The sequence below is a fragment of the Mesorhizobium sp. B2-3-5 genome (assembly GCF_006442395.1).
Lineage (GTDB): Bacteria > Pseudomonadota > Alphaproteobacteria > Rhizobiales > Rhizobiaceae > Mesorhizobium.
This window is the reverse complement of sequence record NZ_VFVX01000005.1, coordinates 256,590-269,448: the sequence shown is the minus strand read 5'-3', so window position 1 is coordinate 269,448 and position 12,859 is coordinate 256,590. Positions and strand designations below refer to the sequence as shown.

Genomic DNA, 12,859 nt, shown 5'->3' with positions numbered 1-12,859 from the left:
GCAGCTATTTACAGCGCCAACTATCCCGCCGCGATCAGCACCGTGCTCTCCGGCGACCAGCGCAGCACCACGTCCTGCCCTTCCGCCAGCCGGTCCATGCCGGTGTTCTGCACGATGACCTTCAGTGTCTGGCCGGCACGCTCGACGAAATAGGTGCTGTTATTGCCGGCAAAGATGCGCTTGGAGACCTGCCCTCGCAATTCGTTGGCGTTGGCGGCGTCCAGAACCCCGGCATCGGCCGCGATGCGCATGCGTTCGGGCCGCACGGCACAACTCGCCTTGGCACCGGCGGCAATCCTGTCTCCCACGCCAGCGGCGATCGCCGTCCCGTCCGGCAGGCGGATGCCGTTGCCGGTCGCGTCGCCGCGAAAGATGTTGGCGTCGCCGAGGAAAGTGGCGGCGAATTCGCTCTTTGGCCGGTCGTAGATCTCCTCCGGCGGCCCTTCCTGCACCAGCCGGCCGTCGCGCAGAATGCCTATGCGGTCGCTCATCGTCAGCGCTTCTTCCTGGTCGTGGGTGACGAAGATGGTGGTGATGCCGATCTCACGCTGGATGCGCTTCAACTCGATCTGCATGTCGACGCGCAGCGCCTTGTCGAGCGCGCCGAGCGGCTCGTCGAGCAAAAGCACGCGCGGCTTGGTGACGATCGCGCGCGCCAGCGCCACGCGCTGGCGCTGGCCGCCGGAGAGCTGGTGCGGGCGCCGGGCGCCAAGCTTGCCGAGCTGCACGAGGTCCAGTGCGCGCTGCACTTCCGTGGCGATCACAGCCTTCGCCGCGCCGCGCACCGACAGGCCGAAGGCGACATTGTCGGCAACGCTCATATTGGGAAACAGCGCATAGTTCTGGAACACCATGCCGATGCGCCGCTTCTCGACCGGTACCCGCTCGACGCTCTCGCCGCCGATGGAAATACGGCCCGAGTCGGGAAAGTCGAAACCGGCGATCTGGCGCAACAGCGTGGTCTTGCCGCTGCCCGATGGGCCAAGCAGCGCATAGAAGCCGCCATCGGCGAAATCGATGGACACATCGTCCAGCGCCTTGTGCGCGCCGAAGCTGCGCGAGACGTTCGATACCTGCACGCCGGCCATTATTTCTCTCCGCCGAATTTGAAGAAGCGCGCCGTGAGCAGCATCAGCGCCATCGACACGACAATGATGATGGTCGAGACCGCATTGATCTCGGGCGTGAAACCCTTGCGGATCGCGGCATAGATTTCGACCGGCAGCGTCGTCTGTCCCGGCGTCGACAGGAAGTAGGAGACGACGAACTGGTCGAACGAAACCGCAAAGGCGAACAGCCCGCCGGCGATGACGCCCGGCATGATCCAGGGCAGCGTGACGCGATTGGTCACCTGCCACTGGTTGGCGCCCAGCGAACGCGCCGCCTCTTCCAATTCCGGCGCGAAGGTCTGCAGCCGCGCCGAGACGACGACGATGACATAGGGCAGCGCCAGCGCGACATGGCCGAGCAGGATGGCGAACAGGCCGCGCCCGATGCCGACGCCGAAGAAGAAGATCAGCATCGCCGTGCCGGTGATCAGCCATGGAATGGCGATCGGCGGGAACAGCAGCGCCTGCAGCAATTTCTTGCCGCGAAATTCATAGCGAAAGAGTGCCAGCGACGCCGCCGTGCCGAGAACCACGCAGATGATGGTGGCGATGACGGCGATCTCGAGACTGTTCCAGGTGGCCGAGATCAGCTGGTCGTTCTGCCAGAGCGAGGCATACCAGTCCGTCGTCCACTCAAACGGCAGTTGGTAGAAGGGCGAGACATTGAACGACATCAGCGCCATGATGATGATGGGCAGATAGAGGAAGGCGAGCAGCATGAAGATGTAGAGCCGGCCGAGCCATTCCAGGATGCGGGTGGTCATCATCACGTGGCCCTCTTCAGCACCGGCGAGGCAACCGCCAGGATGACCAGCACGACGGCCAGCAGGATGAAGGAGAGAGCAGCCCCCAGCGGCCAGTTGAACACGGCGACGAACTGGTCCTCGATAACGGTGCCGTAAAAAGTGCCGGTGCGTCCGCCGAGGATGCGCGGCTCCATGAAGGAGCCGACGACCGGCACGAAGATCAGCGCGGCGCCCGCCACAAGACCGGGCATAGACAGCGGGATGATCACCCGCTTCAGCACCTGAAGCCGCGAGGCGCCGAGCGAACGCCCGGCCTCGATCAGCGAGTCGTCGATTGCCTGGAGGGTCAGGTAACAGGTCAGCACCATATAGGGCACATAGGAGTGCACCAGCCCGATGATGACCGCCGGATAGGAATACATGAGGTCGATGTTGATCTTGAACGGCAGCACGGCATTGAGCGCAGTGTCGAGGATGCCGCCCTCGCGCAAAACCATCGCCCAGGAGAAGATACGCACCAGCCCGTTCGACCAGAACGGCAGGATGACGAGCAGGAAAATCGCCTCGCGGCTTCTGCCCTTCAGTACCTTGGCCAGCACGTAGGCCGCCGGACAGCCGATGATGATGCACCACAGCGTCACCTCGAGACCGAGGCGCAGCGAGGCCAGCAGCAATGTCAGATAGAGGCTCTGCGAGAAGAAGGCGGCATAGTTGCCAAGCGTGAATGCCCATGGCTTTCCCGACAGCGGCAGGTCGGTCATGAACGAGAAGAAGACCATCGCCGAGAGCGGCAGGAAGATCGCCACGGTCAGCCAGAGATAGGCAGGCGCCAGCCACGGCAACGCCTTTCTCAGCCCGTTGCGCGATGCGATCGCACCCTGCGCTGCCATGAGAACCCTCCTCCCCAGGATTGAGGAACCAGCCGGCGCGAGCCGCCGGCTGGTCCAGACATGAACTTTACTTCACATCGACCTTGAGCTGCTGCCAAAGCGCCAGATAGGCTTCGCGCTGGGCGTCGGTGATCGGCGCCTGGAACTGGATGCGCTTGGCCACCGCAGGGTCGCCCATCACCTTGCGGTTGAAGGCATCCCCCGGCAGCGCTTCCACCGCCTTGGTGTTGGCCGAGACCGGAGCACCGACCTTGGTGACCCATTCGACATAGAATTTCGGGTCGATCATATAGTTGATGAAAGCCTCGGCGCCGGCGACATTCTTGGAGCCGACCGGAATGGAGAAGGCGTCGAGCCAGGCGACGGCGCCTTCCTGCGGGATGACCAGTGAGACCGGCAGCTTGAAGTGGGTCTTGGCGCGGTCGGCCGAGCCGCTCCAGTAAGTGCCGATGTCGATCTGGTTGGAGGCGACCATCTGGTTCCAGTCGTTCTCCGAACTCCAGAAGGTCTTGATCTGCGGCATCAGCGAGGTCAGTTTGGTCTTGACCGCATCCATATCCTTGATGTCGTTGATATTCTGGCCGGTGGCGATGGCGCCGAACTGCACCGCCTCGACAGCGTCGTCGCGGATGATGACGCGGCCCTTATGCGCCGGATTCCACATCTCGGCGATCGACGTCGGCGGCTTGTCGAAGGATTTTTCGTTGATGGCGAGCGCCGTCAGGCCCCAGACCCACGGCACGCCGTAGACCTTGCCGTCATGATCGAGCATCGGCGACCCGGCCTTGTCCTTGCTGATGTCGGCATAGTTCGGCAGCTTGGAGACATCGATCGGCTGGATCAGCTTTTCGGCCATTGCCTGGTCGTTGAAGGCGGCATTGATCATGACGACGTCGTAGAGGCCCGGATTGGTCCTGATCTTCGTCAGCATCTCCTGTTCGGAATTGAAGAAGTCGTTGACCACCTTGAAGCCGGTCGCCTTCTCGAAATTGGCGACCGCCCAGGGTTCATCGGCGCCGTAGCCTTTCCAATTGAGGACATGCACTTCTTCGGCGGCCTGGGCAGCGAAAGCAAGTGCGGAGGTGAAGACGGCGGTTGCCGTCAAGAGTGCAGTCAAGTCAGGCATGCGCATGGTTCGTTCCTCTCTGTGTTTGCCCGCTTCCGGGGCTTGTCAGGCTGTCTGATGGGCCTTCTTTGTCTGGCCAGGTGTGCCGGTCGAAGGACCGTCGACCTGGCTCAGGAAAATCTGGATCTCCGCGTCGGTCGGCGCTGACGAGCCACCATGGCGGGTAACCGAAATGGCGGCCGCCGCATTGGCGTAGCGCGCCGCCTCGAAGGGCGGCACGCCGCGCGCCAGCGCGCTGACGAAGGCGCCGATATGAGTGTCGCCGGCGCCATTGGTGTCCACCGCCGCCACCTTGAACCCGGGAATGGTCTCGGCGGAACCATCCGCCAACCGCATATGGCAGCCCTTGGCGGCGCTGCGGATGATGACGCCATCGGCTTTCGGGCAATGCTCCGCAAGCAGTTGTGCCGCAAGCGACTCGATGTCGCCGGGCCCGGCAATCTCTCGGGCTTCAGTCGTGTTGCAGCTTAGCCAGGTGGTACGAGCCAGAACACGCTTCAGGATGGGACGAGCGATGTCCGCAACGACGGGCGCCGGATCGAAGACGAAGGGAACGTCTTCCGGCAGCGCCTCGATCCAGTCGGTGAGCGCCTCGCGGCTCCCGGTATAGCTGAGCGTGTAGCCCGAGGCGAACACCCAGTCGCCCGGTAAGACAACCACGGGCGCCATCATGCCGAGGCTAAGAATGCTCTCCGCACCAGGCCAGGACACGAAGGTGCGTTCGGCATCGCTTGAGATCATCGCGACGCAATTGCCGCTGTCCATGGCAGGCGATGGCGGCGTCAGCGTCTCTATGCCCTCGGCGGCAAAGGCGGCGCGCAGGAAATCGCCATTCGACCCGCTGCCGAGCTGGCCGCCAAACACCACTGTCATGCCGGTCCGGCTGGCCGCGACCATCATGTTGAAGCCGCCGCCAGCGACTTGGGCATAGGTTGACGCCGTCTTCTCCGTGCCCGGCGCCGGCAAGGCGTCAATGCGGTAGACGTAGTCGACCACCGCGCTGCCGATATGGACGAGCCGCCCACTCATGCCGCCGCATCCTTGCCGGAGCCGGCTTTCGCCAATCGCGCCGCGACGAGGTCGCTGGCGAGTTCGCGAACTTGCTCGATGTCGATGCCGAGGAGGCGCGCGATGTGCTGTCGCGGCAACTTCGAAAGCCCGGTGCAGGCGCCGGCCATGCCGGCGGCGATGGCGCCGATCGTGTCGGTGTCGCCGCCGAGATTGGCGCTGATGACCGCCGCTTGCCAAGGATCGCCGCCCGCGACTTCCAGCACCGCGAAGGCGGCCGGAACGGACTCCTGGCTGGCGACGCCGGTGCCGACCAGGTCGGTGATCATCCGTATCGCGTCCGTCGTCGCTTTGCCCCGCACCAGATCCTGCGCCCAGACGATACGCGCGGCGATATCGCCGCCGGTCACCCAATAGCCGAGCGTCGTCCCTCGCCTCGCCGCCGCGACGGCACTGTCGGAGGCGGCGCGCCAGTCACCGCCGGAAACGCCGCGGCTGACAGCGGCCGCGACGGCAGCGGCAGAGGCAATGGCGATCGAGGTGTTGTGTGTCGCCCGGCAGGTCTCGGCCACCTTGGCGACCAAAGTCTCCAGCGCTTCGACCGGCATCATGATGCCGACCGGCGCGATGCGCATGGCCGCACCATTGGTGTCGCCGCCACGCCCCGCGTCCTCGGCTGGCACACCATTGTTGATGGCATCAATGGCGCGCTTGGTCGACGGCCCGAGCAGATCGTAGCTGCCGCGCGCCTTGACGTCACGCTCCCAGTCGAGCAGCGCATTGACCCAGCGCGTGTGGTCGAAGCGGTCGCCCGATTCGATGAGGATGCGGCCAAGCAGCAGCGCCTGTTCGGTATCGTCGGTGATGGTGCCGGCCGCCAGCCCCTTCGATACCGGATGGTCGGCAACGGGCGCGACGAAATCCTCGACATGACCGTAGAGCTCGGCGATCCGCGCCGGCGACAGAAGCTGTGTCGGCATGCCGAGCGCATCTCCCAGCGCTCCACCGATGAGAGCGCCCATGGCGCGGTCGATCATATCCGTGCGTTTGTCCGACATTGCTCAGAACCTCATATGCAGCGCGAAATGCGCGGGGTTGAGCAGACTGGTGACATATTCGATCGGCCGGTCATCAGCGGCGCGGGTCAACCTGCGACCACGCAGGAATGGCGTGCCCTCAGGGCAGCCGAGGATGGCCGCGTCCTCGGCATTCAGCATCTCGATCCCGATCCATTCCTCGCCATGATCGGGCACGAGTCCGGCGGCGCGCAGCGTCTGGTGCAGCGATCCCTCACGCAGGCCGCGCAGCGGAACGTCTTCGAGTTCCGGCGACAGCGGCAGTCGGCTGCGCTCGATCGAGATCGCATGACCGTCGCTGGCGTTGGTGCGTACACGATCGACGGCGATGAAGGACGGGCTTTCGATCTCAAGCAGCGCGGCAAGCTCCGCATCTTCGATCACCTCGAGCCGCAGCGTCCTTGTCTCGGCGTTGGCGCCGGCATTGGCCAGCGCCCGCGACCAGCCGATCGCGTCGTCGACCGGCTTGCCGTCGAAAGTCACGAAGGAGCCGATGCCGACCTTGGTGGTGATCAGCCCACGGCTCGACAGTTCCTCGAGGCCCTTGCGGACCGTGTTGCGACTGACGGAGAAGCGCTGGACCAGTTCATTCTCGCTTTGCAGGCGATCGCCGAAGCCGAGCACGCCCGAGCGGATTTCATGCTCCAGAACGGTGGCGATCTGCTCGGGCTTGCCCGTGCCGGGAGAGAGCTGAATCGCACCGCGCTTCATATGGGCACCTGTCCAGTGAACCTGTATAATCCTGTTCACTACGCTGACGCGACGGCTCTGTCAACGAGCAAGGGATGAATGCCCCGCATAACGCAGGCAAGCCGAGAGCACGGACTGGCAGGCAGCCACCGCCAAGCAGGCAACGCTCGGGCATCCCGCGGCGCCCAAGGCCGGCAAGGCGTCAACATGGTCGTCCGGAGAAAAAGAAAGCCCGCTCCGGGAAGCCGGGGCGGGCCTTGGAGGAGGATAAGGGGTGGGACCCTCTCCTCTTGTTTCCACGGGGGTGTGGACCGCCACTAGCATACCTGAATCTCGCGTGACACAGGATCACAAGCCGGCTTTTTTCATCACAATCCGGTGCGCAACGATATCAATACGATCACGAAATCGCGATCACCCACGGATCGCGCCCTTAGATGCGTCCGAGCACGACAAGGATGATGATGATCAGCAGCAGAAGCCCGAGTCCACCGCCGCCATAATAGCCGGTTCCATAGAACGGCCCGCCACCGAGCCCACTGAAGCCGCCAAGTAACGCAATGACTAGAAGGATGATGAGTATGGTGCCTAAGCTCATGATTCCCGCTCCTGTGTGCGCTCGTGCGCCGGTTAGACATCGCTTGCTGCGGTGTTCGAAGATGAGAACGCTTGAGCGGCCTTACCGTTCCGCCCCCGCGAGGCATCGCCAAGCAAGAAGGGTTCGTCGGCAAATGGCTAGCTCCACCCTCTTGGCGCTGTGATAGGCTGCGGATCGAAGGCGAGGAGCGATCATTCGGGGCGACCTGAGAAGACCCAATGACGCGGAAAGGCCGCCTGGAGCGGCGGGCTTTCCGACCGGCCGGAGGCCAGGAGAGTGCGCTTGAAAGCTCGGGCGACGGCTTCGCGGCGCGGATAGCGCCAAAACCGCGTGTCGGTCGCTGGAAGGCGACCAATCGATCCATTTCGGGCATGGCGGGGAAGCGCTGTTGGCCAATCCGACCCAACCAGGTCGGCTAACCCCTTCAGAATATCCGGTAGAACAGCCTGTAGCGTACACGTTCCATATAGGCGCGATACTCCGGCTCGGCGACCAGCAGGGCCTCCTCGCGCAGGATCCGATACAGCTGCATGTAGGTGATGACCGCATAGACCGCGAGATTGTGGAAGGAAAAGGCCGACAGCAGGTAGAGCACGTGTCCGGCAAGGTAGCCGGCATAGATCGGGTGCCGCACAAGCCTGTAGGCGCCGCCCGTCATCACGCCGCGATTGGCAGGCAGGATGGCAAAGGAGCGGCCCAGCGATATCTTGCCCCAGATGACAAACAACAACGCGATCAACTGCAGCGGTGCGGCGATGTAGACCGGAACAAGCGCCATGCCAGGTTTAAGGCTGATCAACGCTACCCCAAAACTTGCGGTTACGGAGACGATGACCGCAAGCGGATTCCAGTCACGCGTCACCGGACGTCGCGACAAAAGCAGCCAGGTGAAGGTGAGTATCTCGGAAATCGCAACCAGCGCGGTGTTGAGCCGGGTCGGATCCTCCAGGAGTTGATGGACGCCGCGATAGACAAACAGTCCCGCGCAGGCCAGGGCACAGGTGCGAAAGAAGCCTTCGCGCAGGTCGGTCAGGGTCTCGCGCTTGCGCGCCTCGGACAAAACCCCGTCCCGGTTGGCACGCGAGAGCGCTTCACTTTTTGACATAAGCAAGGCAAACACCCCGATGATCCCTCGGGGCGACCTTTGCACGCAACCATTGCCGGGCGGTTAACCGACAAGATCAGATCGGCAATAAGCGGGTCGCAATGCCCTCGACCAGCAAGCGAGCTGCGGGAACCACAATGCAAATTGTGTCCGCCATGTTGCAATTTATGCTTGCATTTCGGAACAAATAAAGAACAATAGGCGGATTACCGCTGAAGCGGACCAAGGGGTTTTCGGGGGAGGACCACCGAAATGGCGAGTTGGAAGGGCGCGGGGCTAGCCGCCGCCGCTATCATATCATTCGTGCAGGCGAAGACCTCCTCAAACCGGCGGCAGTTGGCTGGGCTTGCGGTCATCCTTGCGCTGAACGCACCGGCCCTCGCGTCAGAGAAGGACTATGCAACCTGCATTGGCGAGAGTGTCGAGCCGGACAAGCGCATAACCGCCTGCACGGCGATTGCGGAGGACACCGCGGAGCCGCCGAGCATCCGCGCCACCGCATACATCTATCGGACCGTCGCCCGGGACGACAAGCAGGATTACGATCGGTCGATCGCCGATTACAGCGAGGCGATTGCGCTCGATAACAAGCAGGCTTCGGCATACTTCAACCGCGGAGCCGATTGGTACAACAAGGGAGACAACGACCGCGCCATCGCGGATTTCAACATTGCCATCAGCCTGGAGCCGTCGGCCAGCGATGCCTATTCCAGCCGTGGCGCCGCTTTCCTGCGCAAAGGCAGCACCGATGCTGCCATTCTCGATTTCCAACAGGCGATCGAGGCCGATCCACGGAACGGCAAGGCCCATGCCGGACTCGGCACCGCCTGGGACAGGAAGGGTGATCTGACACGCGCCATAGCAGAATATGACGAGGCGATCCGCATCGATCCGAAGGACGCCGACGCCTATTTCGGCCGCAGCCGCGCCAGGACGCTCAAGGGAGACGGTGCCGGGTCGGCGGCCGATTGCCGGCGCGCCATCGAGCTCGACCCGAAGCGTGCGGGAAGCTGTGGCGAGCAGCATGCGGGGGCCGATAGCAAACCGCCCAATCCGGCGGATACGCCGAAACCGCGAGCCATTGTTCCTGATTTAAGGGCCACGCAAGACACGCTTGCCGCTAGGGCCTTGGCGGCGTCCGACCCGCGCGCGCTGGAAGCGACCCTTGGCGGCGATGCCTTTCTGGACATGGGCAAGTACGATCAGGCGATAGGCGCCTACAACCAGGCGATCTCGCTCGACCCAAACAACCGGTTCGCCTATTTTGGCCGTGGCAAGGCCTGGGCTGCCAAACGCGCTTATCAGCAGGCCATCGCCGACTACGACAGGGTTATCGAACTCGCCCCCAATTTTGCAGCGGCGCTTTTTCGCCGGGGCCTTGCAAAGGTCACGTTTGGCGACATCGATGGCGCTCTCGCCGATTGCGATCGCGCCGCCACGCTCGATCCACAGGCTCGCGACGCATTTTACTGCAAAGGCATGGCTTGGCATGCCAAAGGCGAAGCGGGAACCGCAATCATTGCCTATTCGGTGGCGATCCGGATCGATCCGAAAGATGACGCCAGCTATTACGGACGGGGCATGGCGTGGGCCGACCAGAAAGATTATGAAGGCGCCATCGCCGATTTCGACCAGGCACTCAAGCTCGATCCGGACAATGGCGACTACGCCGTAAGCCGCAAGGCGGCGGTGGCGTCACGGGAAGAACAGGCTGCCGAGCCCGCCGGCGGCACAGCCGAACCTGCCGATGTCGCTGACGTCATCAGGAATGCCGACCGGCTGACCAAAGAGCGCAACTATGACCGGGCGATCGCCGAATACGGCCGGGCCATCAAGCTCGATCCGGACAATTTGGTTGCCCATTACCGTCGCGGCGTCGCGCTGGCCAGCAAGGGCGACTATGACGGTGCCATCGCCGAGCATACACGGGCGCTCGCACTCAACCCGCAATATGGTGATGCGTATTTCAGCCGCGGCTGGGCCTGGAGTCGCAAGCACGACCCCAACCACGCCATTGCGGACTACAGCAAGGGTCTTCAATTCGATCCAACGAACGCCGCCGGTTTCTCGAGCCGCGCCGGAATGTGGATAGCCAAGGGCGACTACGACCGCGCGATTGCCGACCTCAATGTTGCGATCGCCATCGATCCGACGCTACCCGACGCGCACTTTGCCCGCGGTCTGGCCTGGGGAGACAAAGGCGATTTCGACCAGGCTCTCAGGGATTACAATCGGGCGGTTGAACTCAATCCCAAGGATCCCGAATTGCTGGCCGTGCGCGCCGCGGCGTTGTCGCTCAAAGGCGAAAAAGATCGCGCGATAGAGGGCTATACCCAAGCCCTGGCAATCAAGCCGCAGGATGTGACATCGTACGTTTCCAGGGGTATGCTCTGGGCCGACAAAAAAGACTACGACCGCGCAATTGCCGATTTCGACAAGGCGCTAAGCCTGCAGCCGGGCGATGCCGATGCCCGCAAGGGGCGCGATGCGGCGGTCGCGGCAAACAGACAAAGCGTAGAGGTCGACGAGAAGTCCGCCCCAGATCCGCGTGCGGTCTTAGCACTGTTGGAGAGCGGCGACGCCTTCTACAAGAAACGCAAATACGCTCGCGCCATCACCGAATACAGCCGTGCCGTGGCGCTCGCACCAAAGGAGGCGTCGACCTATTCGGCGCGCGCCCTGGCACGTTTGCAGAACGGCGAATACGACGGCGCATTGGCGGACTTCAGTCAGGCGCTCCAGCTCGATCCCGACTATGCTGAAGCTTACAACGGTCGCGCCCTTACTCTGGTGAAGAAGCGGGAGCCGGAAAAAGCCATCGCCGATCTTGACCGCGCGATCGCGATGAAACCGGACCATGCTCCGTATTATTTCGGACGCGGCAGCGCCTGGTACTACATGGGCGACTTCGACCGCGCCGTTGCCGATTTGGACCGGGCGATCAAGCTCGATCCCAAATACGACCTTGCTCGTCAGGGTCGAAAACTGGCGTTGGCGGCAAGGGAGAAAGCGTCTCGTTCCGACAAGCTCGCCAACGGGGCCGCCAAAGAGACGCACGATCAAGACAGCGCCCCACAAACCGACAATCAGGCAAGCGCCCTGTCGTTCTTCAAAAAAGGCCGCGCGCTGCATGAGAAGGGGGACTATGACGGCGCGATTACCGAATTCGACCAGGCGATTGCCCTCGCCCCAACATTCCATGACGCCTATTCCGGCCGCGCCTTGGCCCGATATGCCAAGCACGACTACGATCGCTCCATCGACGACTACAATCAGGCAATCGCCCTCGATCCGAATAACGCCGCAAGCTACTACGGCCGCGCTCAGAGCTTCACCATGAAGCAAGACTACGAACGGGCTCTTCCAGATTTCGACAAGGCCATCAGCCTCGCTCCGACCGAAGCGAAGATCTATGCCGATCGCGGCCTCGTTCGAATGGGCCAGCGCGACGACGCCGACGCCTACAGCGACTTCCAAAAGGCTCTCAGCCTCGATCCCAACAACCTCTACGGCTACTTTGGCCGAGGCGTCATCCGGAACAGCCGGGGAGATTATGAAGGCGCCATTGCCGACCTAAGCAAAGGCATCAAGCTCAATCCGAACTTCGACGGGCTCTATGAGGCGCGAAGCCGGGCATGGGAAGCCAAGGGCAACCACAAACGAGCCAAGGCTGACCGCAAGAAGGCGCTGAGCCTCGGGGCGAAGTGAACAAGATTGGGAGGCCGGCGGATGTCGCGGTGGAAATGGTTGCAAGTGGCGGCGGTCGTCCCGTTGAGTTTCTTTGAGGTGAAATTTCTGCCACCTCTGTTCGGCTCCGCCGGCGGCAGGTATCACCACGAGACGGTGGCGAGGCCGCCCCAGCCGATGACCACCGCCGACGTCGATGCCGAGATCCGGAAGCAGGGCCTCCAGATATTCAAGGCGATCGCCCGGGAATTTCCGGACGATTACGATGCGATGCTGCGCAAGATCACTGCCGCGGCCCAGACCGGAAGTGGAACAGAAGTGCGCAATGTCAGCAGACAGGCGGTCGCCGATCTGAGGCAAAGATATACACCGCTCCTGACTTCAGCGCCGGACAGCGAGGTCTCGCAAGCGCTTTCCGCGCAGCTCGACATGCTCAATCATGTCATGGCACGAGAAACGCCTGCCACGTGCAACAATTACCTGCGCAATGGGCCGGACGCGATCAGCGCGCCCGGCCACGATTTCCTGGCTCACCTGGACAAGATCGGTGCCACGCTGTTCAACGCCTTCGGCGCAGCCAAAAGAAGCGGTTTGCCCGCGGCCGTGCCCAGCGATCAGGACTGGTCGCTGGTCGCCGACGCCTTCATCAGAAGCGGCGGTGCGCCGGTCGAGATGGACGCCATCGCGAACGTAGACCAGGACTTTGAGGGTCTCTGCCCCGCCGTCGCGAAATTTTACGCCGCCGCCCTGTCGCTGCAAGGCGAGCCTGGGTGGCACATCAAACCGCCCTGCTCTACGCCATCGTGAAGAACTAGGCGCGGCGG

General features: G+C 63.0%; 11 protein-coding genes. 2 read left to right on the top strand and 9 right to left on the bottom strand.

What is annotated here, in order from left to right; translation table 11 throughout:
• Positions 1-20: 20 nt before the first annotated feature.
• The 9 genes from FJ958_RS09220 to FJ958_RS09180 all read right to left on the bottom strand — a co-directional run bounded on the left by FJ958_RS09220 (position 21) and on the right by FJ958_RS09180 (position 8,348).
• A complete protein-coding gene (locus FJ958_RS09220; protein ID WP_140741721.1) occupies positions 21-1,088 on the bottom strand; it encodes an ABC transporter ATP-binding protein in 1,068 nt (355 codons plus the stop codon).
• Positions 1,088-1,876 (bottom strand): ABC transporter permease, encoded by a 789-nt coding sequence (locus tag FJ958_RS09215; RefSeq protein ID WP_140741809.1) that lies wholly within the window; start codon positions 1,874-1,876, stop codon positions 1,088-1,090. The genes FJ958_RS09220 and FJ958_RS09215 overlap by 1 nt, the downstream gene beginning before the upstream one ends.
• Positions 1,876-2,745, bottom strand: coding sequence for an ABC transporter permease (locus tag FJ958_RS09210; RefSeq protein ID WP_140741719.1), 870 nt, complete (start codon positions 2,743-2,745; stop codon positions 1,876-1,878). The genes FJ958_RS09215 and FJ958_RS09210 overlap by 1 nt, the downstream gene beginning before the upstream one ends.
• A gap of 67 nt (positions 2,746-2,812) precedes the next feature.
• Complete coding sequence (locus FJ958_RS09205) at positions 2,813-3,877, bottom strand: ABC transporter substrate-binding protein (RefSeq protein WP_140741717.1); 1,065 nt, start codon at positions 3,875-3,877, stop codon at positions 2,813-2,815.
• 39 nt (positions 3,878-3,916) lie between these two features.
• Positions 3,917-4,900 carry a PfkB family carbohydrate kinase gene (locus FJ958_RS09200; RefSeq protein WP_140741715.1) on the bottom strand — a complete coding sequence of 328 codons (984 nt, stop codon included), beginning with the start codon at positions 4,898-4,900 and terminating at the stop codon, positions 3,917-3,919.
• On the bottom strand, positions 4,897-5,937 hold the full coding sequence (locus FJ958_RS09195; protein WP_140741713.1) for an ADP-ribosylglycohydrolase family protein: 1,041 nt from the start codon (positions 5,935-5,937) through the stop codon (positions 4,897-4,899). The genes FJ958_RS09200 and FJ958_RS09195 overlap by 4 nt, the downstream gene beginning before the upstream one ends.
• A gap of 3 nt (positions 5,938-5,940) precedes the next feature.
• On the bottom strand, positions 5,941-6,666 hold the full coding sequence (locus FJ958_RS09190; RefSeq protein ID WP_140741711.1) for a GntR family transcriptional regulator: 726 nt from the start codon (positions 6,664-6,666) through the stop codon (positions 5,941-5,943).
• 412 nt (positions 6,667-7,078) lie between these two features.
• Entirely contained in the window at positions 7,079-7,243 is a 165-nt protein-coding gene (locus FJ958_RS09185) for a DUF3309 family protein (RefSeq protein ID WP_140741709.1), read from the bottom strand.
• A gap of 424 nt (positions 7,244-7,667) precedes the next feature.
• On the bottom strand, positions 7,668-8,348 hold the full coding sequence (locus FJ958_RS09180) for an isoprenylcysteine carboxylmethyltransferase family protein (RefSeq protein WP_246679561.1): 681 nt from the start codon (positions 8,346-8,348) through the stop codon (positions 7,668-7,670).
• Between the two features lie 252 nt (positions 8,349-8,600).
• Here FJ958_RS09180 and FJ958_RS09175 point away from each other — a divergent pair, with 252 nt between their 5' ends.
• Positions 8,601-12,056 (top strand): tetratricopeptide repeat protein, encoded by a 3,456-nt coding sequence (locus tag FJ958_RS09175; RefSeq protein ID WP_140741705.1) that lies wholly within the window; start codon positions 8,601-8,603, stop codon positions 12,054-12,056.
• Between the two features lie 21 nt (positions 12,057-12,077).
• Complete coding sequence (locus FJ958_RS09170; protein ID WP_246679560.1) at positions 12,078-12,842, top strand: hypothetical protein; 765 nt, start codon at positions 12,078-12,080, stop codon at positions 12,840-12,842.
• Positions 12,843-12,859: the final 17 nt, after the last annotated feature.